Raw genomic sequence first — 25,405 nt, 5'->3', positions numbered from 1 at the left:
CCCTGATCCGAGGAGGACCGATGGCCGAGCCCCTGAGCCGACCCGACGTCGAGCCGCCCACCGGGCCCGCGCCCGACGACCTGGTGATCGAGGACCTCGTCGTCGGCGACGGCCCCGAGGCCACGGCCGGCGACCTGGTCAGCGCCCACTACGTCGGCGTCACCCACGACGGCGGCGAGCAGTTCGACGCCTCGTGGGACCGCGGCGACCCGCTGGAGTTCCGCCTCGGCGTCGGCATGGTCATCCAGGGCTGGGACGAGGGCATCCAGGGCATGCGGGTCGGCGGGCGCCGCCGGCTGACGATCCCGCCGCACAAGGCCTACGGCGACCGCGGCGCCGGCGGCGTCATCAAGCCGGGCGCGACGCTCGTCTTCGTCGTCGACCTCGTCGGCGTGCGCTGAGTCCTCCGCGCGCCGTCGTGCTCTGCCCCCCGATGGGGGGCAGAGCACGACCCGCCGCTGACCGGCCACGTGGTTGCGCCGGGCAACCGCGGGGCACCGGTGCGGCCATGAGCGAGCCGGTCCCCACCCGTGAGCACGTCCGCGCGAAGGAGGGCACCGGCAGCGGGTCGGCCGGCGAGTCGGGTGGGGAGTCCACCGGCACCGTCGTCGTCGCGGGCCTGGCCAACCTCGGCATCGCCGTCGCCAAGCTGGTCGGCGGGCTGATCAGCCACTCCTCGGCGATGCTGTCCGAGGCCGCGCACTCGCTGGCCGACACGATCACCGAGGTGCTGCTGTTCGTCGCGCTCAAGCGCGGCGACAAGGCGCCTGACGCCCGCCACCCGGTCGGCTACGGCCGGGAGACCTACTTCTGGGCGCTGCTGGCCTGCCTCGCGACCTTCACCCTCGGCGCCGGCTTCTCCTTCTACCAGGGGATCGAGACGATCCTCGAGGGCGAGGAGCAGGGCTCGCCGCTGGTCGCGTACGTCGTCCTGGCGGTCTCGTTCGTCCTCGAGGGCGCCTCCTGGCTCAAGGCCGTCCGGCAGGTCCGCGGGGCCGCCCGCAAGTGGGGGACGACGCCCCGCCGCTACCTGGCCGAGACCACCGACACCACGGTCAAGGCCGTGACGTTCGAGGACAGCGCGGCGCTGGTCGGCCTCGTCCTCGCCGCCCTCGGCCTGTTCCTCGAGCAGGTGACCGGCGACCCGGTGTGGGACGGCGTCGCCGCGATCCTCATCGGGGTGCTGCTGCTCCTCGTGGCCGGGTCGCTGGCGCGGGCCAACGTCTCGCTGCTCATCGGCCAGTCGATCCCGCGCCGGCTGCAGGACCAGCTGCGCGCGGAGATCGCCGGGCTGCCCCAGGTCGACGACGTCCCGGTCCTGCTCACCACGGTCATCGGTCCGGGGCAGCTGGCCGTCATGGCCAAGGTCGACTTCGCCGACACCGCGACCGTGGCCGACATCGAGCGGGCCTCCGACGAGGCCGAGCGACGGCTGGTCGCCCGCCACGAGGGCGTCCGCTTCGTCTTCCTCGACCCGACCCCCGGCGACGGGCGGGCCCGCGCGGAGGCCCACCGCCCGGAATGACGGTGGCCGGCCCGCGGTTGGGGGATGCCGTGCGCATCGAGGTCTGGTCCGACGTCGTCTGTCCGTGGTGCTACATCGGCAAGCGCCGGTTGGAGACCGCGCTGGAGCGGTTCCCCCACCGCGACCAGGTCGAGGTGGTCTGGCGGTCCTTCCAGCTCGACCCGAGCATCCCGGAGGGCGAGACCCACCCGACCCTCCCGGCGCTGGCCGCCAAGTACGGCCGCCCGGTCGAGGAGATGCGGTCGATGATGCGGCACGTCGAGGAGACCGCCGCCGGTGAGGGCCTCGAGTACCACCTGGCCGACGGCGTCAGCGGCAACACGCTGCTCGCCCACGAGCTGATCCACCTGGCCGCCGAGCACGGCCTGCAGGGCGCGGTGAAGGAGCGGCTGCTGCACGCCCACTTCGAGGAGGGCCGCTCGGTCTTCGACGTCGACTCGCTGGCCGCCCTGGCCGTCGAGGTCGGCCTGGACGAGGCCGAGGTGCGGGCGGCGCTCGCCGACCACCGGTTCCGTCCCGCGGTCCTCACCGACGCCGCCACCGCCCAGGCGCTCGGTGCCACCGGGGTGCCGTTCTTCGTGGTCGACCGGAAGTACGGCGCCGCGGGCGCCCAGCCGGCCGAGCTGCTGCTGCAGGTGCTGGAGCGGGCCTGGGCCGACGCCCACCCGCTGGTCACCGTCCCCGCGGCCGAGGGCTGCGAGGACGGCTCCTGCGCGGTCTAGACCCGACACGCACAGCGGGCCCCTCCCCGGCGGCAGAGATGGCCATCTCCGCCGCCTCCCGGGAGGGGCCCGCCGTCGTCGTGCGGTCAGCCCATGGCGGGGCCGCCCTGCTCGGTGCCCGACAGGTCCTTCAGGAACTCGTGGCAGCGCTTCGCGCGCGCCGAGTCCTGCTCCATCACCTCGCGGAAGAAACCGGCGATGTCGTCCAGTCCCGCGTTCTCCGCGTCCCGGACGTACTGGCCGTAGTCGTGCCCGGCCTTCAGCGAGTGGTACTGCACCGAGATCAGGTCGTAGGCGACGTCCTCGAATCCGGTCTCACCCGTGGCCATGTCGGACCTCCTCGTCGTCGGAGACGGACGTCCGCACGGGTTCCCCGCAGGCCAGCAGCGGAAACGGACCGGCCCGTCACGACGCGCCGGGGACCGCGCCTCCCGTGACGTCCCCGCCGCCGGCGTCGTCGGCGAGCGTCCGCCCGGCCGTCGTCTGCGCGTCGTCGGCCGCGAGCTCCTCCTCGCCGGTGGACGCCGGGTCGTCGTCGGTCGAGGCCAGGTCCGCGCCCTCGGCGTAGGCGCCGGGGTCGGCCTGCGTCGTCCGGGGGTCGTTCAGCGGGTCCGGGACGTCGGGGTCGGTGACGGTCATGCCCCGTCCCTGCCCCCGCCGTGGGACTGGCAACCCCGCGCGGCCTGCGGCAGGGTCGGCGCGACGGGTCCCCCGACGGACGGAGACGCCCCGTGACCGACCCCGCGACCCCCGCCGACCCGCCGACGCACCGCACCGGCGCGGTCGCCGAGCTGCCCGACGGCCGCCTGCGGCTGGAGTTCCGCCGCTCCTGGGGCGACGGGCCCGACGCCGTCTGGGCCGCGCTCACCGAGCCCGACCGGCTGGCCCGTTGGTTCGGCACCTACGAGGGCGAGCGGGCCCCCGGCGGCCGGGGGACGCTGACGATGACCCACGAGACGGAGCCGGCGGCGATGGAGGCCCGCATCGCCGAGTGCGACCCGCCGCGGCGGCTCGTCGTCGAGTGGCCGGACCAGGAGGACTGGCGGGTCGGGCTCGCCGTGGTCGTGGAGAGCGGCCGGACGACGCTGCACCTCACCCAGGACTTCGCCGCCGGCACCGACGTCACCGACTACGCGCTCGGCTGGCACTGGTACCTCGACAAGCTCGACGCCGAGATGGGCGGGCGCCCCGACCCCGGTGACTGGGACACCTTCCTCGCCCGGGTCGGCCCCGACTACGGCCGGGCGCCGGAGGGCTGAGCGCCGAGCACCGCCATCGCGACGGCGGTGACCAGCCCGGCGGCGGCCACCGCGGTCTCCACGGGCTCGGCGCCGGCGGGGGTCAGCCGCCGCCGCACCAGCCGCTCGCCGAGGTAGCCCGGCACGAGGGCGGCGCCGGTGGTGGCGAGCACCCGCGGGGCGCGCCCGTCGTCGCCGGCGACCAGGCGGGCCAGCGCCCAGCCGTGGACGGCCAGGGTCCAGGCCGGCGGGCCGAGCGCCGTCCCGGCCCACCAGGCGTCGCGCCCGACCGTCGCCGCGCGCCCGGACAGCACCGGCGTGTCGAACGCGTGCCGCCGGCGCAGCGACAGCACCGTCCCGGCCAGGCTCGCCGCGAGCTGGACGGCGGAGGCGGCGAGCAGCGCCCCGCGGCGGCCCGTCACCGGACGCGCTCGGGCACCTGCACGGGCGCCGGGCCGGTCCACGGGCCGAGCGTGCCGAGGAGGGCGTTGCGCCGGCCCAGCCGCGGGCCCGCCTGCACCGGGTAGGCGTCGTGGGCGCCGGTGAGGTCGCGCGCGGCGTGGACGGCGAAGTTCGGGTCCTCCTGCGCCTCCCGCGCGACGGCGACCAGGTCGGCCAGGCCCCCGGCGACGACGGCCTCGGCCTGCCGCGCGTCGACGATCAGCCCCACCGCCATCGTGGCCACGTCCGCCCCCTCGCGGATGCCGGCGGCGAAGGGCACCTGGTAGCCGTAGCCGAGCGGGTGCTCCCAGCCGCCCAGGCCCCCGCCGGAGGCGTCGACGACGTCGACCCCGCGGGCGCGCAGCTCGCGGGCGAGGGCGATCGTGTCCTCGAGGCCGATGCCGTCGGCCGTGCCGTCGACGGCCGAGACCCGCACGAACAGCGGCCGGTCCGCGGGCCACGCGGCGCGGACGGCCTCGACCACCTCCAGCGGGAACCGCCAGCGGGCCTCCCGCGAGCCGCCGTAGGCGTCGGTGCGCCGGTTGGACAGCGGCGAGAGGAACTGGTGCAGCAGGTAGCCGTGCGCGGCGTGCACCTCGAGGACGTCGAACCCGGCGGCCAGCGACCGGCGGGTGGCCGCGGCGAACGCCTCGCGGACCTCCCCCAGCTCCTCGACGGTGAGCTCGTGCGGCACCGGCCCCCCGGGGACGGCGGGCACCGGGCTCGCCGAGACGGTCCGCCAGGGCTGCTCGCCCGGGAGCGCGTCCTCCGGCGTGACCGGGCGGCCGCCCTCCCACGGGCGGTGGCTGCTGGCCTTGGCGCCGGCATGGGCGAGCTGGATGCCCGCGACCGCGCCGGCGGCGCGCAGGAAGCCGGCGACGCGGGCGAGGCCGGGCACGTGCGCGTCGGACCACAGGCCGACGTCGCCGTGGCTGATCCGCCCCTCCGGCGTCACCGCCGTCGCCTCGACGACGACCGTGCCGAAGCCGCCGAGCGCGAACCGGCCGAGGTGCACGAGGTGGTAGTCACCGACCAGCCCGTCGGTCACCGAGTACTGGCACATCGGGGCGACGACGAGCCGGTTCGGGAGGGTCACCCCGCGCAGCGTCAGGGGCGTGAGGAGGGCCGGGGAGGGCGCGGAGCCGTTCGTGAGACTGGTCACGCCGGACTGCCAACACCGCTCCGACCTGCGGTGTTCCCGGTCCGCACCCCGCGCGGACGTAGACGTCCTAGACGTAACATCTCTCACCGTTACAGGCGGGTGTCCCCGCTTGTACGCTTCCCGAACCCGACGGCCGGACCCGTTCCGCCGGCCACGGGGAGACAGCACGCACCGGCGCCGGTGTCCCCGACACCCGGCGTGCCCAGAGGATGGAGACGCCGTGACCTCCGTGACCACCCCCGGTCTCGACAACGCCCCCACCACGCACGCCCGGCTGCTCGCCTGGGTGCGCGAGATGGCGGAGCTGACCACCCCGGACGAGGTCGTGTGGGTCGACGGCGGTGACGAGGAGTGGGAGCGGCTCACCCGGAAGCTGGTCGACGCCGGCACCTTCACCCGCCTGGCGAAGAAGCCCAACTCGTTCTGGGCCGCCTCCGACCCCAGCGACGTCGCGCGTGTCGAGGACCGCACCTTCATCTGCTCGGTCGACGAGGCCGACGCGGGGCCGACCAACAACTGGATGGCCCCCGACGAGATGAAGTCGATCATGACGGAGCTGTACCGGGGCTCCATGCGCGGCCGCACGATGTACGTCATCCCGTTCTGCATGGGCCCGGTCGAGGCCGAGAACCCGATGTTCGGCGTCGAGCTCACCGACTCCGAGTACGTCGTCGTCTCGATGCGGGTCATGGCGCGCATCGGCAGCCGCATCCTCGAGGCGATGGGCACCGACCGGCCGTTCGTGCCGGCCATGCACTCCCTGGGCGCCCCGCTGGAGCCGGGCCAGGAGGACGTGCCGTGGCCCTGCAGTCAGACCAAGTACATCGTGCACTTCCCCGAGGAGCGGGCCATCTGGTCCTACGGCTCGGGCTACGGCGGCAACGCCCTGCTGGGCAAGAAGTGCTACTCGCTGCGGATCGCCTCCGCGATGGCCCGCGACGAGGGCTGGCTCGCCGAGCACATGCTGATCCTGAAGCTGACCAGCCCGCAGCAGAAGACGTACTACGTGGCGGCGGCCTTCCCGAGCGCCTGCGGCAAGACCAACCTGGCGATGCTCGAGCCGACCATCCCCGGCTGGAAGGTCGAGACCCTCGGCGACGACATCGCCTGGATGCGGTTCGGCGAGGACGGCCGGCTCTACGCGCTCAACCCCGAGTACGGCCTGTTCGGCGTCGCGCCGGGCACCGGCTGGGACACCAACCCCAACGCGATGCGCACCATCGACAAGGGCAACTCGGTGTTCACCAACGTCGCGCTCACCGACGACGGCGACGTCTGGTGGGAGGGCATGACCGAGGAGCCGCCGGCGCACCTCACCAGCTGGAAGAAGCAGGACTGGACGCCGGACTCCGACGAGCCCTCGTCGCACCCGAACTCGCGGTTCTGCACCCCGATCGAGCAGTGCCCGATCCTCGCGCCCGAGTACGAGGACCCGAGGGGCGTGCCGATCTCGGCGATCCTGTTCGGCGGCCGCCGCAAGACGACGATCCCGCTGGTCACCGAGGCGCGGGACTGGAACCACGGCGTCTTCATGGGCGCCACGCTGTCCTCCGAGACGACGGCCGCGGCCACCGGCGCCGTCGGCGTCGTCCGCCGCGACCCGTTCGCCATGCTGCCGTTCATCGGCTACAACGCCGGTGACTACTTCCGGCACTGGGTCGAGACCGGCAAGGCACACGACGCCACCAAGCTGCCGCGGATCTTCTACGTGAACTGGTTCCGCCGCGACGAGGACGGCGGCTTCCTGTGGCCGGGCTTCGGCGAGAACAGCCGGGTGCTCAAGTGGGTCGTCGAGCGCATCGAGGGCACCGCGGCCGCCGAGGAGACCGCCGTCGGCCACGTGCCCACGCCCGACTCGCTCGACGTCTCCGGCCTGGACATGACCGAGGACCGGGTCCGCAAGGCGCTCGCCGTCGACAAGGACGAGTGGCGCGCGGAGATCCCGCAGATCACCGAGTGGTTCGAGAAGTTCGGGGACAAGCTGCCCAGCACCATGTGGGACGAGCTGGAGATCCTCAAGAGCCGGCTCGCCTGAGGAGGACCACCCTTCCCCCACGCCCCGCGCGCTCGGCGCGGGCCCCTGGAGGGTGGCCGTTCCAGGATCTCGCCCGCGGGCCCCGCACCGGACAACGTCGTCCGGCGCGGGGCCCGTGCTCGTCCGCGCCCCGCCGTGCACGGACCGGAGTGGTCTGCGAGCCGAGCGTGCGGGCGTCGGTTAGCGTGGCTGACGGTCCCGCGTCCCCCTGACGACAGGTCGCTCCCCGGTGCCCAATCCCTACCTGCACGTGCTGCGCACGCCGCACGCGCTGCCCATGGTGCTCGCCGCCTTCATCGGCCGGCTGCCCCTGTCGATGGTCGGCCTAGGGTGCGTCCTGCTCATCGCCGACGAGACCGGCTCCTACGGCCTGGGGGGCACGGTCGCCGCCGCGGGCGCGGTCACCACCGCCCTGGCCGGCCCGGTCATCGGCCGGCTGGCCGACACCTTCGGCCAGCGCCGGACGCTGCTGCCCGTCGTCGCGGTGTTCGCGGCGGCCGGTGCGCTGTTCCTCACCGCGGTCAAGGAGGACTGGCCGCGGTGGACCTTCTTCGCCACCGCGGGGATCGCGGGGGCGTGCATCCCGCCGGTCGCCTCGATGATCCGGGTGCGCTGGACCCACCTGCTGCGCGGCACCCACCGCCTGCACACCGCGCTGGCGATGGAGTCCGTCGTCGACGAGCTGGTGTTCATCGTCGGGCCGGTGCTGGTGACCTTCCTGTCCACCACCGGGCACTCGACCTCGGGCGTGGTCACCGCCTTCACCCTCGCCGTCGTCGGCGCGCTGCTGTTCGCCGCGCAGGGCCGCACCGAGCCGCCGCCGCACGGGCACGAGGCGCGCAGGGGGCCCTCGGCCATCCGGACGCCGGGGCTGCGGGTGCTGTTCGTCGTCGGCGCCGCCGTCGGGTCGATCCTCGGCACGCTGGAGATCGCGCTGGTCGCCTTCGCCGACGAGGCCGGCGCGATGGGCCTGTCCGGCGTGCTGATCGCGGGCCTCGCGGTCGGCTCGATGATCAGCGGGATCGGCTGGGGCGCCGTGCACTGGCGGCACCCGCTGCGGCACCGCCTGCTGGTCGTGCTCGCGGCCCTGACCGTGCTCACCGTCCCGCTGGTCCTCATCGGCAACGTCTGGGTGATGATCCCGTTCGTCGTCGTGGCGGGGGTGGCCGTCTCGCCGTCGCTGATCAGCTCGTTCACCCTCGCCGAGCTCATCGTGCCGCGGGTGGCCGTGACCGAGGCGTTCACCTGGATCGGCACCGCGCTCGGCCTCGGCGTCGCCGTCGGCACCTCGATCGCCGGGAAGGTCGTCGACACCGTCAGCGCCAACGCCGCGTTCCTCGTCGCCACGGTCTCGGCCGGGATCGCCGCCGTCGTCGTGCTCGCCGCGCAGCGGCTGCTGCACGTGCCGGCCGAGCACGCCGCCGAGCCGGCGATGGCGCGCTGACCCGGCCCCGTCCCGCCGCGGGCGGCGGCCGCCTCCTCGGCGTCGCGCCCGAGCGGCTCGGCCGGTGGCTGGACGGCGTCGCCGCCCGCCACGGCGCCTTCGACACGGCCGTCGACGACGACGGCGCCGTGCGGGTCACCTGCGCCGACGGCACGACCGTGACGCTGCGCGCGCCGTTCGGCTGGACCCCGGGCCCGGCGCCGCTGGCCACCTTCACCGCCGCCGCCCGCCGGCCGCGGCGGGCCGCGGTCCTCCTGGTGCGCCGCGGCCGCTGGGCCACCGGCGTCTTCGACGGCGCGGACCTCGTCGTCTCCAAGGTCGACAGCCGGCTGGTGCAGGGGCGCAGCGCCGCCGGCGGCTGGAGCCAGCAGCGCTTCGCCCGGCGCCGCGGCAACCAGGCCGACGCCGTGGTCGCCGCGGCCGCCGACACCGCGGCCCGGGTGCTGCTGCCGCACGCCGGCGGGGTCGACGCGCTGTTCACCGGCGGGGACCGGGGGATGGTCGACGCCGTGCTCGCCGACCCCCGGCTCGCCCCGCTGGCGGCGCTGCGCCGGGAACCGGCGCTGGAGGTCGGCGAGCCGACGAAGGAGGTCCTGCTGGCCACCCCGGGCCAGTTCCGCGCCGTGCGGGTGCACGTCGTCGAACCCGGCGACCGGGGGAGCCGTTAGCGCTGTGAGGGCGCTCCTCAGCCGTTCGGGAGCAGGACCAGGCGGATGGGGTCGCCCTCCTTGCGCTCGAGCATCTCGACGCCCTTCGCCGCGTCCTCGAGCGGCAGGGTGCCGGAGATCGAACGGGACAGGTCCAGCCGGCCGTGCCGCACGAGGCCGACCAGCTGCTCCACGTGCCCGGGCTCGGAGCCGTAGTGGCCGAGGATGCGCTGCGAGAAGTAGCTGAACTGCGTGCCGTTGCGGATGGTCAGCGGTTGGTCGGTGAGCCCGACGAGCACCAGCCGGCCCTCGCGTTCCAGGCAGCGCACCGCCTGCTCGCGCACCGCGGCCACCCCGGCGAAGTCGAACGCGTGCGACAGGCCCGCGCCGCCGGTGAGCTGCCGCACCCGCCCGGCGATGTCCTCGGACGGGTCCAGGGCCAGGTCGGCGCCGAAGGCCAGCGCCCGCTCCCGGGCGGACTCCACCGGGTCGACGGCGACGATCGGCGCCGCACCCGCCAGCCGCAGCAGCTGCACCGCGTGCGCCCCCAGGCCGCCGATGCCCCACACGCCCACCGGCTCCCCGGCGCGCACTCCGGCGGTCTTCACGATGGAGGCCCACGGCGTCGACACGGCGTCGGGCACGATGCACGCCTGCTCGAAGGGCAGCTCGTCGGGGATGGGGACCAGGGTCTGCGCAGTGGCCAGCGCGTACTGCGCCCACCCGCCGTCGTAGTCGACGCCGCGGGTGTGGATCCAGCCGTCGACCTCCTCGCCGGCCTGCAGCACGACCCGCTGCCCCGCCTGCCAGCCGGTGACGCCCTCCCCGAGCCCGGCGACGACGCCGGCCACCTCGTGGCCGAGCGTGACCTCCTCGCCCTGCAGGAACAGCGGGTTGAGCGTGCCGTCGACGAGGTGGACGTCGGACAGGCAGATGCCGGCCGCGCGGACCTCGACGAGGACCTGCCCCGGCCCGGGCACCGGTCGCGGCACCTCCTTCACCTCGAACTGCTTGGTGCGCACGTTGAGCCGGCCGGCGAGCATCGAGTCGGGCATGCCCGGCATCCTCCCCACCGGCCCGCGCCACCACACCGCCGCCTCCGGTGCACCTCCGCGGAGTCGCCCCGGGGGGGGGGGGGGGGGGGGGGGGGGGGGGGGGGGGGGGGGGGGGGGGGGGAGGCCGGCGGCTGCCGGCCCCCCCCCGCGCCCGCGGCCGCCCCCCCCCCCCCCCCCCCCCCCACCACCACCCCCCCCCCCCCCCCCCCCCCCCCCCCCCCCCCCCCCCCCCCCCCCCCCCCCCCCCCCCCCCCGGCGGCGGGGGATGGGGCGATCCGCTGGACCGCCCGGTGGAGGAGGTCCTCCGCGACGTCGCCTGGCGCAAGGTGAGCGTCTCCGGCGCCTGCGCGGACTACGGCGTGGTCGTCCTCGAGGACGGGTCGGCCGACGAGGCCGCCACCGCCGTGCTGCGGGACGAGATGCGCGCGGCCCGCACGGGCGACGAGCCGTTCTTCGACCGCGGCCCCGGCTACGCGCTGCTCTCCGGCGGCGCGACGTCCAACGAGTTCGACGTCCTCTAGGCCGTGCTCCGGGTGGCAGGAACGGCCACTCCTGCCACCCGGACCGGTCAGGTGACGGGGTCGGTGCTGCCGGCTCCCGGCTTGGCGCTGTCGCCGGTCTGACCCTCGTCGCCCTGGGTGGAGGTGTCCTCCTCGACGCCCTCCGGCCGGATCGGCGTCTCCTCCAGCACCTGCTCCTCGGCCTGCTCGCGGTCGGTGCCCGGCACCTCGGTCATGGCGTCCTCCCTCGTCGTCGTGGCTGCTCTCGGACGAGGGGCCCCTACCCCGCCGCCGCCCGGGCAGGCGCGGGTTCGCCGCCGGTGAACGGGGCGCGCAGGGCCGCGGCGGTGGCCTCGTCGGCGGGCAGGAACGCCTCGACCGACAGCTCGGCCGCGGTGAGGTCGACGGCGGTGCCGAAGGTGGTCACCGTGCTGAGGAACGACAGCACCACGTCGCCGGCGCGGAGCCGCAGCGGCACGGCGATGCCGTCGGGCGTCGAGCGGTCGGTGCCGCCGGGCAGCGCGGCCAGCTCGCGGTGCAGGGCGGCGAGCTGCGGATCGCCGGTCAGGTGCGCCTCGCGGCCCAGCCGGTGCAGGACGTGCGCCCGCCACTGCGGCAGGTTGACGATCCGCGGCGCCAGCCCCTCGGGGTGCAGGCTCAGCCGCAGCACGTTGACCGGCGGCTCCAGCAGGTGCGCGGCGGCGCCGTCGAGCAGCGGCGCCACGCTCGTGTTCGCCGTCACCAGCTCCCACGACCGGTCGACCACCAGCGCCGGGAAGGGCTCGTACGCGGCGAGCACCAGGTCCAGCGCCCGGGTGACCGCGGCCATGTCCGGGGAGTCCAGGCCCCGGCGGCCGTAGGCGGGGGCGAAGCCGGCGGCCAGCAGCAGGTCGTTGCGCTCGCGCAGCGGCACCTCCAGCCGCTCGGCCAGCCGCAGCACCATCTCCCGGCTCGGCCGCGACCGGCCGGTCTCCAGGAAGCTCAGGTGCCGGGCGGAGACCCCGGCGTCGTTGGCCAGGTCCAGCTGGGACAGCCGGCGGCGCTGCCGCCAGCCGCGCAGCAGTTCCCCGACGTCCGGGCGCACCGCGGTGGTCACGGCGCGGACGCTAGCGACGACCGCGCCGCCCGTCGCCTACCCGCGAGGTAATCGACGCCCTTCCCCGGCGGCGGGAGCGTCTGCGCCATGACGAACACCGCCACCGCCCCCACCCGCCGTCCCCCCGACCTGCTCCGCGTGGCGCTGCGCCTGGACGCCGTCGTCACCGGTGCCAACGGCCTGGCCTACCTGGCCGCCGCACCCCTGCTGTCCGACCTGCTGGGCGTCCCCGCCGGGGTGCTGCGCGGGCTGGGCGCCTTCCTCGCCGTCTTCGCCGCCGGGGTCGCGCTCGTCGCCGCCCGCCCGCACGTCCCGCGGGGCGCCACGGAGGTCGTCGTCGGCGCCAACGCGCTGTGGGCCGTCGGCAGCGTCGCCGCCGTCGTCGCCGGCCGCTTCGACCTCACCGCCGCCGGGACGGTCTGGGTGCTGCTCCAGGCCGCCGTCGTCGCCGGGTTCGCCGCCCTGCAGCTCACCGCCCTCCGCACCCGCTGACCCCACGAAGGAGAGACCGCCGTGACCGCCACCCCCGCCCTCGCCGACCGCTACCTCGCCGCCTGGAACGAGACCGACCCCGCCGCGCGGCGGGCGCTGGTCGAGGCGCTGTTCACCGAGGACGTCACCTACACCGACCCGCTGGCCGACGTCGCCGGCCGCGACGGGCTGGACGCGACCATCGCCGCCGTCCACGCGCAGTTCCCGGGCTTCGTCTTCCGGCTCGCCGGCCCGGCCGACGCCCACCACGGCCAGGTGCGTTTCACGTGGCACCTCGGGCCGGACGGCGCCGAGCCGCCGGTCACCGGGTTCGACGTCGCCGTCACCGACGGGGACGGCCGCATCCGCACCGTGCTCGGCTTCCTCGACCGGGTCCCCGCCTGAACCGACACCGCGATCACGGCACCGTGACCACGGCCGGAGGGTCCGGGACGGTCCCGGCGCCGTGATCGCGGGTGGGCTCAGCGCCGCCGCTGCCACCAGCGGCGGCGCTGCGGCGTGGCCGGTGCCGCGGCGGCCGGCGGCTCGGGCGCGGACGGCGGCCGGTCGCGGCGCCAGCCCTCGACGAGCGCCTCGACGTCGGCCAGGCCCGGCACCGGCGACCAGCGGCTCTCCGCCGGCCGCCGCCAGAAGGCCTCGACCCGGGCGTTGTAGTCCTCGGCGACGGCGCGCACGGCGTCCTCCGACGGCAGCGCGGCCACCCGCGCGGGCAGCCCGTCGCGCTCGCGGCGCAGCGCCAGGCCCGGCGGCAGCATGTCCGCGGGCGCCACGCCCTCGCGGCGGGCCTTGGCCACCGCCCAGTCGTAGGCGGTCTCGTTCGGGTCGAAGGCCGGGAGCGGCTTCCCGGCGCCGCGCAGCCCGGTGAAGTCGCCGCGGTCCTGGGCCTGGCCGATCTGCCGCTCGACCCAGGTCTCGAACGACACCCCGGGCGGCTTCCGCTGGGTCACCCCACCACCTCCACCTCCATGCTCCGCCTCTGCGAGGCTGCCGTGCATGCGGACGACGGGCAGCCGGGAGGTCTACCGCAACCCGTGGATCCGGGTGCGCGAGGACACCGTGGAGCGGGTGGACGGCTCCACCGGCGTCTACTCCGTCGTCGAGAAGCCGGACTTCGCCATCGTGATCGCGGCCGAGCGGGACGGCTTCTGGCTGGTCGAGCAGTTCCGCCACCCGCTGGGCCGCCGCGCCTGGGAGTTCCCCCAGGGGACCTGGTCCTCCGAGGCACTGGCGGCGGGCACCGGCGGGACGGCGGAGGAACTCGCCCGCGCCGAGCTCGCCGAGGAGACGGGGCTGCGGGCCGGCCGGCTCGAGCACCTCGGCCACGCGGCCCTGGCGCCCGGGCTGTCCACCCAGGAGTTCGACGTCTGGCTGGCCACCGACCTCACGCCCGGCCCGACCGCCCGCGAGGTGACCGAGGCCGACATGGTGGCGGCGTTCGTGCCCGAGGCCGAGCTGCGGGCGATGGTGTGCGACGGCCGGTTCACCGACGGCCCCTCACTCGCCGCCTGGGCCCTGCTCCTGCTCGGCCGCAGCTGACCCCCGGCCCTGCTGCAGGGGCCCGCCGCGAGCTCGCGAGTGGTGGGGGGCAGCGGGGTCCTTCCTCAGGCGGCGCGGAGGGAGCGCAGCGCGGGGGTGACGCGGGCGAGCTCGTCGAGCATCGCCTTGCCGCCGGCCTCGAGCTCGGCGTTGGGCGCGAACTCGTCCTCGTCGTCGAGGAACTGCGCGAAGAACGGCACCGAGATCGCCTCGGGGACGGTGTGCACCCGCAGCGCGGCGAGCACCGGCTTGACCGCCGACGACGCCCGCAGGCCCGCCGAGACGCCGCCGTAGGTGACCAGCCCGGCCGCCTTGTCGGCCCACTCGACCGACAGGTAGTCCAGCGCGTTCTTGAGCGACGCCGGGAAGGAGTGGTTGTACTCCGGGGTCACGAAGACGAACGCGTCGGCGCGGGAGACCGTCGCGCTCCAGTCCTTGGTGTGCTGGTGGGTGTACTGCTGCAGGCGCGGGTGGTCGGGCTCGTCGAACACCGGCAGGCCCACCTCGGCGAGGTCGACGAGCTCGACGTCGAAGCCGCCGTGCTCCTGCGCCAGGCGCTGCACCCAGCGGGCGACGGCGATGCCCCGGCGGCCAGGACGGGTGCTGGCGGCGATGACCTGCAGGACGGGACGGGACACCGGGACCTCCGGGACGACGACGGGACCGACTCGTTGAGGACTCAACCGTTGGGGCGGCCACCCGCTTCCCCCACCGCGGGTGACCCCCGCCGCACGCCGTGACCCGATCGTGCCTGGACAGCCGGGCCCCGGCCGTGCCTGCGGCCGAGGCCGTCGCGGAGGGTGGCGACCCACCCTGAACGGGTGAGTTCGCAGCTCAGGAGCCTGCGCCGGGGGCGTACAGCCCCGACGCTGTCCCGGTGCCGCTCACCGCTCCCGGCCTGCCGGACCTGCCCCCGGACCTCGCCGGGCCGGTCGCGGTCGAGCTGGCCCGGCCGGTGCGGGACCTCCCGGTCGCGGCCGCGCTGCCCGGCGGCTCCCGCTACGAGCCCAAGTGGGACGGCTACCGGCTGGTGGTCGTCCGCGGCCGCGCCGGCACCCGGCTGTGGTCCAAGCAGGGCCGCGACCTCACCGACCGCTTCCCCGACCTCGCCGCGGCCGCGCTCGCCCAGGTCCCGGCCGGCACGGTCCTCGACGGCGAGGCCGTCGTCTGGAACGGCGAGCGGCTGGACTTCGGGCTGCTGCAGCGCCGGATGGTGACCGCCCCCTCCCGGATGGCCGCGCTGGCCGCTGCACACCCCGCCTCCTACGTCGCCTTCGACCTGCTCGCCGCGGGCGGCGCCGACCAGCGCCGCCGGCCGTTCCGCAGCCGCCGTGCCGCCCTCGAGGAGCTCGCGCGGCGGTGGGCGCCGCCCCTGCAGCTCTCGCCGGTCACCGCCGACCCGGAGGAGGCCCGCGGCTGGGCCGCGGACCTGCGCCCGCTCGGCGTCGAGGGCCTGGTCGCCAAGGGCGCGGCCACCCGGTACGCGGGCGGGCGCCGGGAGTGGCTGAAGGTCAAGAGCTGGGAGACGACGGAGGTGCTCGCCGGCGGCGTCATCGGGCCGGTCGACCGCCCCAGCCAGCTGGTGGCCGGCCGGTACCGGGACGGTGAGCTGGTCGTCGTCGGCCGCACCGGCCCCCTCTCCCCCGCGCAGTCGGCCGAGCTCGCCGCCGTCCTCACCCCCGCCGGCGACGACCACCCCTGGCCCGAGCGGATCGGCACCGGCCGCTTCGGCGGCGGGCGGCTGTCGGTGGCGCTCACCCGCGTGCAGCCGACCGCGGTCGTCGAGGTCAGCGCGGACGCCGCCCTCACCGCCGGGGTGTTCCGGCACCCGCTGCGCTTCGTCCGGGTCCGCCCCGACCTCCGCCCCGCGGACGTGCCGCCCGCGGACTAGGGCCGCTGCGGCACCCGGCCCAGGGTCACGAGGAACCGGCGCAGCAGGCAGGCCAGCTGCGCGAGCTCCTCCTCGGACAGCCCGGCCAGCAGGCCGCGCTCGGTCTCCAGGTGGTCCGGCAGCGCCGCGTCGAGCGCGGCCCGCCCCGCGTCCGTCAGCGTCACGACGACGGCCCGCCCGTCGGCCTCGCTCCGGGTGCGGGTGATCAGCCCCCGCTCCTCCAGCCGGTCCAGCCGCTGGGTGATCGCCCCCGAGGTGACCAGCGCGGTGCGCATGAGCGCCGTGGGCGTCAGCTGGTAGGGCTCCCCGGCGCGCCGGAGCGCGGCCAGGACGTCGAAGGACGGCGCGTCGAGCCCGTGCCGGGCGAAGGTGGCGCGCTGGGCGAGGTGGACCTCGCGCTGCAGCTGGGTGATCCGGCCGACGACGCCCATCGGTGAGCAGTCGAGGTCGGGACGCTCCCGGGCCCACTGCTCGAGGATGAGGTCGACCGCGTCCTCCACGCCGGTACCTCAGCAGTGAGACAACGGCAGCGTCAAGCCGCGCCGCGGCGCGCCGGGGGCTCGTCCAGGCCGGTGGCCAGCCGGACGGTGAGCCCCGCCGGGCCGGGCACCAGGTCCACCGCGTCCCACAGCTTGCGGGCCAGCCACAGGCCCATGCCCCCGGCGGCCAGGTCGTCGCCGTGGGCCGGCACGAAGCCCGCGAGCGGGCTCGCGAAGCCGGTGCCGGAGTCGCTGATCGTCACCACCAGCGAGTCGCGGTCCGCCCAGACGCGGGCGGAGATCGGCCGCCGCCCGTGCCGGAAGGCGTTGGCCGCCACCTCGCTCACGCCCAGGTGGAGGTCGGCGCGCTGGTCCTCGTCGGGGACGACCTCGGCGAACACCCGCCGCAGCTCCCCGCGCAGGCCGGCCAGCGTCGGTGCGCCGTCGACGGCGTACACCGGCTCCCCGGCCTCCACCGGCTCGCGGACGGCGGCGAGTTCGTGCAGGGAGGCGACCGGGTCGTGGTACTCGGAGTTGCTGACCCGCATCCCGCCCATCCACAGCTCCGGATGGGTGTGCCGCGCGTTCGCGAGGACCTCGGCCGGGGCCCGCTCCCGGTCGTAGACGCACATGCAGGTCAACGGCGCGTCACCGACCAGCGCGTTGGAGGCCGCCTCGTACCGGAGGATCTCCCGCCAGCGCCGCGGGAGCGTCCCGTACAGGGGCTCGGCGAGGATGCGCAGCCGGCCCGAACCCCGGGTGGCGGCGTGCTCGACGCGCCGGCGGATGACGGCGAAGGCGTCGGGCACACGGGCGCCGACCAGGCAGATCCGCGGGTCGTCCTCGATCTCGCCGGACCGCATGCCCAGCGCCCGGCGGACGGCCGCGACGGTCTCCGGGGGGCAGGCGAGGACCGACAGGTCCCCGGCGCTCAGGCCCTCGTCCAGGTAGGCGGTGGCCACGGCCACCACCTCACCGGGCCCGCGGACCAGCGCGGCGCTGTGAGCGAAGGCCGACCGGGAGGGGGGCGTCGACGAGGCCCGCGCCACCGCGCCGCCCGTCGACTCCGCCCGCGTGGCGTGAGCCCCCGTCCCAGGTTCCACTGGCCCCTCGACCGCCTCCGGTCCGGAACTGCTCCGGCCCATCCCTCCCGATTGTGGGGCACGGTGGGGGGAGCCCGCTCGCGGGGTGCCCGGTACGCCCCCGTACGGGTGGGCGGGCGCCACTACGGCGCGGGCACCGGGACGGTCGGCACCCCCGCGAGGACGAGCACGCGGGTCGGCGCGGAGCCCTCCGCGGTGCGCACCTCGGAGACCGCACCGCGCTCCCCGGCCAGCCGGAGCAGCTCGAGCACCAGGCCGACGCCGGCGCTGGCCAGGTAGGGCACGTGCCGCAGGTCCAGCACCACCCGCGCCCCGTCCGTGACGTCGTCGAGCGCCCGCAGCGCCTCGGCGCGCAGGACCGGGGTGGCGGCCAGGTCGACGTCGCCGGCGACCTCCAGCCGCACGCCGCCGGGACCCCGGTCCACGGTCAGCCGGGCGGGGCCCGCGTCGGTGCGGGCGCCGGCGCGCCGGGTCACCGGCTCGCCCCGCCCGGGTCCGGCCGGGACGAAGCGGAAGCGCACCGTGGTGCCCGCACCCTCGCCTCCGCCCGCGTCGACGGTGCGGTCCACCTCGACGTCGTCGGCCAGCGCGGTGATCAGCTCCAGCCCGCGGCCGCGGTACCCCCGGTCGGCCGACGCCGGGCGCCACACGCCCTCGTCCCGCACGCAGACGTCGACGCTGCCGTCGGCGGTCCGCTCGAGCCGGTACTCGCAGCGGCCCTCGCCGGCGGTGGTGGCGTAGGCGTGCTCGACGGCGTTGGCCAGCGCCTCGCCGAGGGCCAGCTGCAGGTCGTCGAGGGAGTCCCCGCTCAGCCCGGCCGCCCGCGCCCAGGCGGTCACGCTGCGCCGGACCCCGCGCAGCCGGGACGGGTCGGCCGGCAGCACCTCGTGCAGCGGCGGCGGGACCAGCCGGGCGGCGATGACCGCGACGTCGTCGGGGAGCGCGTGGTCGTCGAGCACCTCGGCCAGCAGCGCGCGGGTCAGCCGGCACGGCTCGACGTCGGAGAGCCGGGCGGCGGCGTCGGCGACACGGCGCAGGCCGGTGTCCAGCGGCTCGCGGCGGCGCTCGACCAGGCCGTCGGTGTACAGCAGCAGCGTCGTCCCCGGGGTGATCAGGGTGCTGCCCTCGGCGTAGGGCCGCCGGCCCGGGGCGCCGAGGACCGCGCCCGCGCCCTCCTCGAGGAAGCGCGCCGCGCCGTCGGTCACCAGCAGCGGCGGCGGGTGCCCGGCGCGGGCCCACCGCACGGTGCCGGCGGCCCAGTCGAGCACCAGGCAGGCCGCCGTCGAGGCGAGGGCGCCGGGCAGCCGCGCGGCGAACCGGTCCAGCAACTCCAGCGCCTGCGCCGGGGAGCTGCCCTGCAGCAGCGCCGTGGACAGCGCGCTGCGCAGCTGCCCCATGACGGCGGCGGCCGCCGGGCCCTGGCCGACGACGTCACCGACGGCGATGGCCACCCGGCCCCGGCCGAGCTCGACGACGTCGTACCAGTCGCCGCCGGCCGAGGTGCCCGCAGCGCCGGGGAGGTACTCGGCGGACAGGGCCAGCCGCTCCAGCCGGGGCACCGCGGCGGGCAGCAGGCTGAGCTGGATCGTGGAGGCGATGTCCTGCTGGGCGCGGTAGAGCCGAGCCCGCTCCAGCGCCGAGGCGCACTGCTCGGCGACGGCCAGCAGCATGCCCCGCTCCACGGCCCGGAACCGCTGGGCCACCGGCACGCCCACACCGACGACGCCGACGACGCGGCCGGCGACCAGCAGCGGCAGCGCGACCACCGCGCCCGGCCCGCCCGGGGCGGGCGCGGTGTCCGGCGAGGCGGCGGTGTCCTCGATCCACACCGCCCGCCGCTCCGCGGCTGCCCGGGTGACCGCCAGCGACGAGCTGAGCGGGATCTCCGACCACTGCTGCGCGTCCCGGACCGCGGCATCGCTCCACAGCAGGTGCAGCGCCCGCCGGGCGTCGTCGATCTCGTAGACGCCCACGGAGCTGCCCCGGCCGGTCAGGGCCTCGACGTGCCGGGCCGCCGCCTCGGCGACCTCCACCGGCGTGGTGGCGGCCGACAGCTCGGCGGTGACGCGCTGCAGCAGCCCCAGCCGGCGGGCGGTGGCCCGCTCGTCGGCCAGCAGCAGGGCGTTGTCCAGGGCCAGCGCGGACCGGGCGGCGATCTCCTCGGCCAGCGCGCGGTCGTCCTCGTGGAACGGCGGGGCGTCGTCGCGGCGGCCCATCGCCAGCACCGCGCGCACGCGGCCGCGGACGGTGAGCGGCACGACCAGCGCCGAGCGGAGGTCCAGCCGGACGCCGCCGTCCCCGGCGCCGGACAGGAGCGGCCGCAGCACCGGTCGCCCGGTCTCGAGCACCTCGCGGCCCAGCCCGCCGTGCGGCTCCAACCCGGCGAGCGCCGCGCGGACGTCGCCGTCGGCGCCGGCGCGCCCGGCGTAGCGCAGCCGCCCGTCGTCACCGACCACCCGGACGGTGCAGACGTCGGCCAGCCGCCGGTCGACCAGCAGCCGCGCGAGGCCCGCCAGCTGCCGCTCGGCCTCGGTCTCGCGGTCCAGCGCGGTGCCGACCTCGGCGAGCAGGGTCTGCCGCTCGGTCTCCCGGTACCGCGCGTTGATGTCGGTGCAGCTGCCCACCCAGCCGCCGGCGGTGCCCCCGATCGGCACGGCGCGCTCGAGCAGCCAGTGGAAGGCCCCGTCGGCGCGGCGGAGCCGGAACTCGACCTCCCAGCCCTCCCCGGCCGCGACCGCGGCGTCCACGACGGCGGCGTAGCGCGGCGCGTCCTGCGGGTGCAGCCCCGACCGCCAGCCCTCGCCGAGCTCCTCCTCGACGGCGCGGCCGGTGAACGCCGCCCACCCGGCGTTGAGGAACTGCCGGCGGCCGTCGTCGCCGGCCACCCAGATCAGCGCCGGCGCGAGGTCGGCCATGGTGGTGAACCGCTCCTCCGCCTCCCGGCGGGCGCGGCCGAGCTGCAGGTGGGCGTCGACGCGGGCGAGCAGCTCCTGCGCGGAGAACGGCTTGACCAGGTAGTCGTCGGCGCCCGCGGCCAGGCCCTCGACGGCGGCCTCCTGGCCGGCGCGGGCGGAGAGCAGGACCACCGGCACGCGGGAGGTGCGGGCGTCGGCGCGCAGCGCGGACAGCAGCTGCATGCCGTCCAGCCGCGGCATCATCACGTCGCTGACGACGAGGTCCGGCGGGTCGGCCAGGGCCGCCTCCAGCGCCGCCTGCCCGTCGCCGACCGCGCGGACCTCGTGCAGCGGCGCGAGCAGCCGCACGACGTAGTCGCGCATGTCGGCGTTGTCGTCGGCGACCAGGACCCGGCCGGCGCGGCCGCCCTGCGCGCCCGGGGCCGCCGCGGGGACGTCGTCGGACTCCCCCGGGAGCCAGCGCAGCGCCTCGGCGACGAACGGGGTGGCGCCGGGCGAGATCGCCGGCGCCTCGGCCGTAGCGGGGGCGAGGCGGTCGGCGGGCAGGTGCGCGGTGCCCAGCGGCACGCGGACGGTGAAGGCGGTGCCGACGTCGGGCGCGCTCTCCACCTCGATCGACCCGCCGTGCAGGCCGACCAGCTCGCGCACCATCGCCAGCCCGATGCCGCTGCCCTCCCCCGACCGGCTGCGGGCGCCGGAGACGCGGGAGAACCGCTCGAACAGCCGCGGCAGCTCCGCGGCGGCGATGCCGGTGCCGGTGTCGGCGACGGTGAGGACGGCGGCGCCGTCGTCCTCGCGCAGCCGCACGGTGATGCCGCCCGCGAAGGTGAACTTCAGGGCGTTGGAGAGCAGGTTGAGGACGACCTTCTCCCACATGTCCCGGTCCACGTGCACCGGCTGCGACAGCGGCAGGGTGTCGACGGTGAGCCGCAGGCCGGCCCGGTCGACGGCGGAGCGGAAGACGCTGGCCAGCTCCGCGGTGGTCGCGGCGAGGTCGACCGGCTCGAACCGGGCGTCGATCCGGCCGGCCTGGATGCGGGAGAAGTCGAGCAGGGTGTTGACCAGCTTCTGCAGCCGCAGCGCGTTGCGCTCCACGACCTCGAGCTCCTCGGCCACCCGCGGGTCGGCCGAGGCCACCGGGGAGGACCGCAGCTCGGCGACCGGCCCCATGATCAGCGTCAGCGGCGTGCGGAACTCGTGGCTGACGTTGCTGAAGAAGTCGGTCTTGGCGCGGTCCAGCTCGGCGAGGGCCTCCGCGCGGCGCCGCTCGGCCGCGTGGCTGCCCGCGTTGGCCAGGCCCGAGGCGATCTGGCCGGCGACCAGCTCGAGGAAGCCGGTGTAGGCCTCGTCGAGGGCGCGGTGCGGGTTGAGGCCGACGACCAGGAAGCCGGCGATGCCGGCGGCGTCGGGCAGCGGGGAGGAGATCGGCACGGCCAGCGCCCGCTCCGGCGGGCGGCCCCAGGCGCCGGTCGGCAGGCCGGGGAGGCGGTCGAGGCCGTCGACGACGACCTGCTCGCCCGCGCGCAGCCGGGACAGCGGCCACACCGCGTCGTCGGCGAGCGTCCCCGGCGCCGCGGCCGAGCCCGGCGTCAGCCCGGTGGCGGTGCCCAGCCGGGCGGTGCCGTCCTCGTCGACCAGGTAGGTGGCGGAGAAGGGCAGGTCGGCGTCGTTGCGGGCGAGCTGCTCACCGACGGCGGCCAGCACGTCGGCCTCGGTGCGCGTCGCGGCCACCGCCGTCGCGAGGTCGCGCAGGCTGGCCATCCGCCGCTCGGCCAGCACCCGGTCGGTGTTCTCGGTGACGACGCAGAGCATCCCGGCCGTGCGGCCGTCGTCGTCGGCGACGGGGCTGTAGGAGAAGGTGTGGTAGGTCTCCTCCGGGTAGCCGCTGCGCTCCAGGAACAGCAGCAGGTCCTCGTCCCAGGTGGCGACGCCGGTTGCGAGGACCGACTCGATCCGGGGACCGATGTCGTCCCAGATCTCCGCCCACATCTCGCGGGCCGGCCGGCCCAGCGCCCATGGGTGCTTCCCCTGCAGGGTGTCGCGCTGGTAGGCGTCGTTGTAGAACGCGGTCAGCTCGGGGCCGTAGGCGGCCCACATCGAGAACCGCGACGTCAGGACGATCCGGACGAGGTTGCGCAGCGCCGACGGCCACCGCTCGGGCGGGCCGAACGGCGTGCCCGACCAGTCCCGGGCGGCCATCTCCCGGCCCACCTCGCCACCGCCGGAGAACAGCGAGGGGAGCGCGTCCTCGGTCACCGCGCCACCACGCAGGGCAGCCTAGGCGCTGCTCCTGTCACCCGCCGCGCCCCGCCCGGACAGGGCGTCGAGGGCCGCCCGGTCCAGCCCGGTGGCGGCGGTCACCTCGGCCGGGTCGACGGCGCCGCAGTCCAGGCCGCGCACCACCACCCCGGCCAGCGCGCGGGCGGTGGCCGGCTCGTCGAGCACGCCGCCGTCGACCCGCTCGACGTAGGCGGCCAGCCGCGCCGCCGCGGCCGGCAGGGCGCCGCGGAAGAAGGCGTAGGTAGCCGCGTACCGCGTGACCAGCTGCGCCGGGTGCAGGTCCCAGCCCTGGTGGAGGCCGCGCTCCAGCGCCCGCCGGACCAGCCCGGCGTGCACCCGCCAGCCGGCGTGCACCTGCTCGCGGGAGCCGACGGGCAGCACGTTGGTGGAGCCGTCGACCGCCCGGGCGCCGGTCCCGGCGACGGCGACCTGCATGAGCTGCTTGGCGAGGTCGAGCGCCGGGTGGTCCGAGGACTGGTGCGCCGCCGCGATGCCCAGCGCCGCGCTGTAGTCGTAGGTGCCGTGGTGCAGGCCGGTCAGCCGCAGGCCGGCCGCGTGCACCATCCGGGCCAGCGTCACCGCGCCGTCGGCGCCGAGCACCGCCTGTGGCGTCTCCACCTGCAGCTCGAGGCCGAGCGTGACACCGTGCGCCGCCTCCAGCGCGTCGAGCACGGGCAGGAACGCCCGCACCTGCTCGACGTCGGTCACCTTGGGCAGGGTGACGACCGCCTTCGTCGTGCTGTTGGCTCCCAGGCAACCGAGGAACAGGTCGAGGGAGCGGACGCCGCGGCGGCGGGTCGGGCCCTCCAGCGACTTGGCCCGGATCCCGACCGACGGCGGCGCGGTCCCCGTGGCGACGTCCCCGGCCACCGCCTCCGCCGCCCGCACGACGTCGCCGTCCTCGGCGTCGGGCCGGCCGCGGTAGCCGTCCTCGGCGTCGACCCGCAGGTCCTCGACCGGCTCGGCGGCGAGCTTGGCGCGCACCCGGGGCAGCACCTGCTCGAGCAGCGCGGCGTCGTACCCGAGGTCGGGCAGGCCGTGCTCGTCGAGCGCGGCCAGCGCCGCGGCGCCCCACGCGGCGGCCAGGCCCGGGACGACGGCGTCGGCGGGCACGTAGCAGGTGTGCACCGGCTGCCGGCCCGGCCGCTCGCCGGGGTACGCGGCCGCGCGGGCGGCGTCGACGGGGGCCAGGCGGCGGTCCAGCTCGGCGTAGATCCCTTCGTCCAGCATCAGTCGACGAGCTCGTAGGCGGGCAGCGTGAGGAAGTCGGGGAAGTCGTTGGCCAGCGCGACCTGCTCGAACAGCCGGCGGGCGTCGTCCAGGCGCGGCAGGTCGCCGATGCCCTCGACCTCCTCGGCGACGACGCGGCGCACCAGCTCCCCGGTCACCGTCTCGCCGGCGTCGAGCTCCACCCCGGCGTGCACCCACTGCCAGACCTGCGAGCGGCTGATCTCGGCGGTGGCGGCGTCCTCCATGAGGCCGTGGATGCCGACCGCGCCGCTGCCGCCCAGCCACGCCGCCAGGTAGCGGACGGCGATCTCGACGTTGGCCCGCAGCCCGGCCATGGTCCGCCCGCCCGGGACCCCGGCGACGTCGAGCAGCTGCGCCGCGGTCACCGACACCTCGGGCCGCTGCCGGTCGAGCTGGTTGGGCCGCTCGCCCAGGACGGCGTCGAAGGCCTCCCGGCAGACCGGCACCAGGTCGGGGTGGGCCACCCAGGAGCCGTCGAAGCCGTCGCCGGCCTCGCGGGTCTTGTCCTCGCGGACCTTGGCCAGCGCCCGCTCGTTGGCCTCGGCGTCGCGCCGCGAGGGGATGGCCGCGGCCATGCCGCCGATCGCCATGGCGCCGCGGCGGTGGCAGACGGCGACGAGCTGGTCGGTGTAGGCCCGCATCATCGGCGCGGTCATGGTCACCGCCGCCCGGTCGGGCAGCACGAAGTCCGGCCCGGCCTCGCGGAAGACCTTGATGACGCTGAACAGGTAGTCCCAGCGCCCGGCGTTGAGGCCGGCGGCGTGGCTGCCCAGCGCGTGCAGCATCTCCTCCATCTCGAACGCCGCCGGGATGGTCTCGATGAGCATGGTGGCGCGGACGGAGCCCCCGGGGAGGCCCAGCACCTGCTCGGCGTGGTCGAAGACGAGCTTCCAGAGCGCGGCCTCGAGGTGCCCCTCCATCTTCGGCAGGTAGAGGTACGGGCCGCTGCCGCGGGACAGCTGCTCGGCGGCGTTGTGGAACAGGTACAGCCCGGCGTCGACCAGCGCGCCGACGGCGGGCTGCCCGTCGACGAGCAGGTGCCGCTCGGGCAGGTGCCAGCCGCGCGGGCGCGGGACGATCGTCGGCAGGTCGCCGTCCTCGCGGAGCCGGTACTCCCGGCCCTCGGGCGTGGTGAAGGCGAGCTGCCGGCGGACGGCGTCGCGCAGCACGAGCTGCCCCGTGACGACGTTGTGCCAGTGCGGGGTGTTGGCGTCCTCGAGGTCGGCGAGCCAGACGTCGGCGCCGCAGTTGAGCGCGTTGACCGCCATCTTGGGCTCGGTCGGGCCGGTGATCTCGACGCGGCGGTCGACCAGGCCGGGCGGCGGCGGGGGCACCTGCCAGTCGCCGTCGCGGATCTCCGCCGTCTCGGGGCGGAAGTCCAGCCAGCGGGCGGCGGCGATCTCGGCGCGGCGGGTGGCGCGGGCGGCGAGCAGGGCGTCGCGCTGCGGGCCGAACCGGCGCTGCAGGTCGGCGACGAACTCCAGCGCCTCGGGGGTCAGCACCTCCCCGGACCGCTCGACGTCGGGGCCCTCCACGCGCACGTCGCTCATCAGCTGCACCCTCTTCTCGGCCGGCCGGGCTGCCATCCTGTCA

Annotated in this window: 26 protein-coding genes; 12 read left to right on the top strand and 14 right to left on the bottom strand. The window is 76.5% G+C overall.

The features are described 5' to 3' along the window. Positions 1 to 20 precede the first annotated feature (20 nt). The 3 genes from ACI798_RS14855 to ACI798_RS14845 all read left to right on the top strand — a co-directional run bounded on the left by ACI798_RS14855 (position 21) and on the right by ACI798_RS14845 (position 2,247). Positions 21 to 401 carry an FKBP-type peptidyl-prolyl cis-trans isomerase gene (locus ACI798_RS14855; RefSeq protein ID WP_456929985.1) on the top strand — a complete coding sequence of 127 codons (381 nt, stop codon included), beginning with the start codon at positions 21 to 23 and terminating at the stop codon, positions 399 to 401. A gap of 107 nt (positions 402 to 508) precedes the next feature. Next, the gene (locus ACI798_RS14850) at positions 509 to 1,525 is read left to right on the top strand and encodes a cation diffusion facilitator family transporter (RefSeq protein ID WP_457048258.1); all 1,017 of its coding nucleotides are present in this window, start codon (positions 509 to 511) and stop codon (positions 1,523 to 1,525) included. A 29-nt stretch (positions 1,526 to 1,554) separates the two neighbouring features. Beyond that, a complete protein-coding gene (locus tag ACI798_RS14845; RefSeq protein WP_456943439.1) occupies positions 1,555 to 2,247 on the top strand; it encodes a DsbA family oxidoreductase in 693 nt (230 codons plus the stop codon). A gap of 86 nt (positions 2,248 to 2,333) precedes the next feature. On the opposite strand, the gene ACI798_RS14840 is transcribed toward ACI798_RS14845, so the two are convergent. Together ACI798_RS14840 and ACI798_RS14835 are read right to left on the bottom strand one after the other, a co-directional pair. Continuing rightward, entirely contained in the window at positions 2,334 to 2,576 is a 243-nt protein-coding gene (locus tag ACI798_RS14840; RefSeq protein WP_456943438.1) for an acyl carrier protein, read from the bottom strand. A 76-nt stretch (positions 2,577 to 2,652) separates the two neighbouring features. After that, on the bottom strand, positions 2,653 to 2,886 hold the full coding sequence (locus tag ACI798_RS14835) for a hypothetical protein (RefSeq protein WP_457048257.1): 234 nt from the start codon (positions 2,884 to 2,886) through the stop codon (positions 2,653 to 2,655). A gap of 92 nt (positions 2,887 to 2,978) precedes the next feature. Here ACI798_RS14835 and ACI798_RS14830 point away from each other — a divergent pair, with 92 nt between their 5' ends. Further along, the gene (locus ACI798_RS14830) at positions 2,979 to 3,506 is read left to right on the top strand and encodes an SRPBCC domain-containing protein (RefSeq protein ID WP_456943436.1); all 528 of its coding nucleotides are present in this window, start codon (positions 2,979 to 2,981) and stop codon (positions 3,504 to 3,506) included. Here the strand turns inward: ACI798_RS14830 and ACI798_RS14825 are convergent. Beyond that, positions 3,482 to 3,907, bottom strand: coding sequence for a hypothetical protein (locus tag ACI798_RS14825; protein ID WP_457048256.1), 426 nt, complete (start codon positions 3,905 to 3,907; stop codon positions 3,482 to 3,484). The two genes, ACI798_RS14830 and ACI798_RS14825, sit on opposite strands and share 25 nt — an antisense overlap. Beyond that, positions 3,904 to 5,088, bottom strand: coding sequence for an NADH:flavin oxidoreductase/NADH oxidase (locus ACI798_RS14820; RefSeq protein ID WP_457048255.1), 1,185 nt, complete (start codon positions 5,086 to 5,088; stop codon positions 3,904 to 3,906). The genes ACI798_RS14825 and ACI798_RS14820 overlap by 4 nt, the downstream gene beginning before the upstream one ends. Positions 5,089 to 5,308: 220 nt before the next feature. Here ACI798_RS14820 and ACI798_RS14815 point away from each other — a divergent pair, with 220 nt between their 5' ends. The 3 genes from ACI798_RS14815 (at position 5,309) to ACI798_RS14805 (ending at position 9,235) form a co-directional block, all read left to right on the top strand. Then, the gene (locus tag ACI798_RS14815) at positions 5,309 to 7,123 is read left to right on the top strand and encodes a phosphoenolpyruvate carboxykinase (GTP) (protein WP_456943433.1); all 1,815 of its coding nucleotides are present in this window, start codon (positions 5,309 to 5,311) and stop codon (positions 7,121 to 7,123) included. 229 nt (positions 7,124 to 7,352) lie between these two features. After that, on the top strand, positions 7,353 to 8,567 hold the full coding sequence (locus ACI798_RS14810) for an MFS transporter (protein ID WP_456943432.1): 1,215 nt from the start codon (positions 7,353 to 7,355) through the stop codon (positions 8,565 to 8,567). Beyond that, positions 8,564 to 9,235, top strand: a complete 672-nt coding sequence (locus ACI798_RS14805; RefSeq protein WP_456943456.1) for an acVLRF1 family peptidyl-tRNA hydrolase — start codon at positions 8,564 to 8,566, stop codon at positions 9,233 to 9,235. Before ACI798_RS14810 ends, ACI798_RS14805 begins: the two co-directional genes overlap by 4 nt. 17 nt (positions 9,236 to 9,252) lie before the next feature. Here ACI798_RS14805 and ACI798_RS14800 read toward each other — a convergent pair whose 3' ends face one another. Further along, positions 9,253 to 10,269, bottom strand: coding sequence for a zinc-binding dehydrogenase (locus ACI798_RS14800; protein WP_456943431.1), 1,017 nt, complete (start codon positions 10,267 to 10,269; stop codon positions 9,253 to 9,255). A gap of 290 nt (positions 10,270 to 10,559) precedes the next feature. Here ACI798_RS14800 and ACI798_RS14795 point away from each other — a divergent pair, with 290 nt between their 5' ends. Beyond that, positions 10,560 to 10,790: a hypothetical protein gene (locus ACI798_RS14795; RefSeq protein WP_456940321.1), complete on the top strand. Its 231-nt coding sequence runs from the start codon at positions 10,560 to 10,562 to the stop codon at positions 10,788 to 10,790. Between the two features lie 47 nt (positions 10,791 to 10,837). Here the strand turns inward: ACI798_RS14795 and ACI798_RS14790 are convergent, their stop codons facing one another. Together ACI798_RS14790 and ACI798_RS14785 are read right to left on the bottom strand one after the other, a co-directional pair. Then, entirely contained in the window at positions 10,838 to 11,005 is a 168-nt protein-coding gene (locus tag ACI798_RS14790; protein WP_387991213.1) for a hypothetical protein, read from the bottom strand. A 44-nt stretch (positions 11,006 to 11,049) separates the two neighbouring features. Next, positions 11,050 to 11,865: a helix-turn-helix domain-containing protein gene (locus tag ACI798_RS14785; RefSeq protein ID WP_456940322.1), complete on the bottom strand. Its 816-nt coding sequence runs from the start codon at positions 11,863 to 11,865 to the stop codon at positions 11,050 to 11,052. An 87-nt stretch (positions 11,866 to 11,952) separates the two neighbouring features. On the opposite strand from ACI798_RS14785, the gene ACI798_RS14780 reads away from it, so the two are divergent. Both ACI798_RS14780 and ACI798_RS14775 read left to right on the top strand, forming a co-directional pair. Continuing rightward, positions 11,953 to 12,357, top strand: coding sequence for a hypothetical protein (locus ACI798_RS14780; protein WP_456940323.1), 405 nt, complete (start codon positions 11,953 to 11,955; stop codon positions 12,355 to 12,357). Between the two features lie 21 nt (positions 12,358 to 12,378). Beyond that, positions 12,379 to 12,741: a nuclear transport factor 2 family protein gene (locus ACI798_RS14775; protein WP_456940324.1), complete on the top strand. Its 363-nt coding sequence runs from the start codon at positions 12,379 to 12,381 to the stop codon at positions 12,739 to 12,741. Positions 12,742 to 12,818: 77 nt separating this feature from the next. Here ACI798_RS14775 and ACI798_RS14770 read toward each other — a convergent pair whose 3' ends face one another. Continuing rightward, positions 12,819 to 13,304 carry a DnaJ family domain-containing protein gene (locus tag ACI798_RS14770; RefSeq protein ID WP_456940325.1) on the bottom strand — a complete coding sequence of 162 codons (486 nt, stop codon included), beginning with the start codon at positions 13,302 to 13,304 and terminating at the stop codon, positions 12,819 to 12,821. Positions 13,305 to 13,350: 46 nt separating this feature from the next. Between ACI798_RS14770 and ACI798_RS14765 the strand changes: the two genes are divergently transcribed. Next, positions 13,351 to 13,893: an NUDIX domain-containing protein gene (locus tag ACI798_RS14765; protein ID WP_456940326.1), complete on the top strand. Its 543-nt coding sequence runs from the start codon at positions 13,351 to 13,353 to the stop codon at positions 13,891 to 13,893. Positions 13,894 to 13,958: 65 nt separating this feature from the next. On the opposite strand, the gene ACI798_RS14760 is transcribed toward ACI798_RS14765, so the two are convergent. Next, positions 13,959 to 14,531 carry an NADPH-dependent FMN reductase gene (locus ACI798_RS14760; RefSeq protein ID WP_456940327.1) on the bottom strand — a complete coding sequence of 191 codons (573 nt, stop codon included), beginning with the start codon at positions 14,529 to 14,531 and terminating at the stop codon, positions 13,959 to 13,961. A gap of 239 nt (positions 14,532 to 14,770) precedes the next feature. Here ACI798_RS14760 and ACI798_RS14755 point away from each other — a divergent pair, with 239 nt between their 5' ends. Next, positions 14,771 to 15,784 carry an ATP-dependent DNA ligase gene (locus ACI798_RS14755; protein WP_457048254.1) on the top strand — a complete coding sequence of 338 codons (1,014 nt, stop codon included), beginning with the start codon at positions 14,771 to 14,773 and terminating at the stop codon, positions 15,782 to 15,784. Here ACI798_RS14755 and ACI798_RS14750 read toward each other — a convergent pair. From ACI798_RS14750 to aceB, 5 genes are all read right to left on the bottom strand, one after another. Next, positions 15,781 to 16,284, bottom strand: a complete 504-nt coding sequence (locus ACI798_RS14750; RefSeq protein WP_456940329.1) for a MarR family winged helix-turn-helix transcriptional regulator — start codon at positions 16,282 to 16,284, stop codon at positions 15,781 to 15,783. The genes ACI798_RS14755 and ACI798_RS14750 overlap by 4 nt on opposite strands. A gap of 32 nt (positions 16,285 to 16,316) precedes the next feature. Further along, entirely contained in the window at positions 16,317 to 17,408 is a 1,092-nt protein-coding gene (locus tag ACI798_RS14745) for an anti-sigma factor RsbA family regulatory protein (RefSeq protein ID WP_456940330.1), read from the bottom strand. 80 nt (positions 17,409 to 17,488) lie between these two features. Next, complete coding sequence (locus tag ACI798_RS14740) at positions 17,489 to 22,537, bottom strand: SpoIIE family protein phosphatase (protein WP_457048253.1); 5,049 nt, start codon at positions 22,535 to 22,537, stop codon at positions 17,489 to 17,491. A gap of 21 nt (positions 22,538 to 22,558) precedes the next feature. After that, positions 22,559 to 23,791 (bottom strand): DUF6986 family protein, encoded by a 1,233-nt coding sequence (locus ACI798_RS14735; RefSeq protein ID WP_457048252.1) that lies wholly within the window; start codon positions 23,789 to 23,791, stop codon positions 22,559 to 22,561. Continuing rightward, on the bottom strand, positions 23,791 to 25,398 hold the full coding sequence (gene aceB / locus ACI798_RS14730; protein WP_457048251.1) for a malate synthase A: 1,608 nt from the start codon (positions 25,396 to 25,398) through the stop codon (positions 23,791 to 23,793). The genes ACI798_RS14735 and aceB overlap by 1 nt, the downstream gene beginning before the upstream one ends. Between the last annotated feature and the right edge of the window lie 7 nt (positions 25,399 to 25,405).

The sequence above is a fragment of the Geodermatophilus sp. SYSU D01045 genome (genome assembly GCF_054050295.1).
This window is presented reverse-complemented; position numbering and strand designations above follow the sequence as displayed.

Excerpts from the sequence above, each read along its gene's own strand:
- ACI798_RS14855 (WP_456929985.1), top strand. The coding sequence starts at position 21 with ATGGCCGAGCCCCTGAGCCGACCCGACGTCGAGCCGCCCACCGGGCCC.
- ACI798_RS14850 (WP_457048258.1), top strand. The coding sequence starts at position 509 with ATGAGCGAGCCGGTCCCCACCCGTGAGCACGTCCGCGCGAAGGAGGGC.
- ACI798_RS14840 (WP_456943438.1), bottom strand. The coding sequence starts at position 2,576 with ATGGCCACGGGTGAGACCGGATTCGAGGACGTCGCCTACGACCTGATC.
- ACI798_RS14835 (WP_457048257.1), bottom strand. The coding sequence starts at position 2,886 with ATGACCGTCACCGACCCCGACGTCCCGGACCCGCTGAACGACCCCCGG.
- ACI798_RS14800 (WP_456943431.1), bottom strand. The coding sequence starts at position 10,269 with ATGCCCGACTCGATGCTCGCCGGCCGGCTCAACGTGCGCACCAAGCAG.
- ACI798_RS14790 (WP_387991213.1), bottom strand. The coding sequence starts at position 11,005 with ATGACCGAGGTGCCGGGCACCGACCGCGAGCAGGCCGAGGAGCAGGTG.
- ACI798_RS14780 (WP_456940323.1), top strand. The coding sequence starts at position 11,953 with ATGACGAACACCGCCACCGCCCCCACCCGCCGTCCCCCCGACCTGCTC.
- ACI798_RS14765 (WP_456940326.1), top strand. The coding sequence starts at position 13,351 with ATGCGGACGACGGGCAGCCGGGAGGTCTACCGCAACCCGTGGATCCGG.
- ACI798_RS14745 (WP_456940330.1), bottom strand. The coding sequence starts at position 17,408 with ATGGGCCGGAGCAGTTCCGGACCGGAGGCGGTCGAGGGGCCAGTGGAA.
- ACI798_RS14735 (WP_457048252.1), bottom strand. The coding sequence starts at position 23,791 with ATGCTGGACGAAGGGATCTACGCCGAGCTGGACCGCCGCCTGGCCCCC.
- aceB (WP_457048251.1), bottom strand. The coding sequence starts at position 25,398 with ATGGCAGCCCGGCCGGCCGAGAAGAGGGTGCAGCTGATGAGCGACGTG.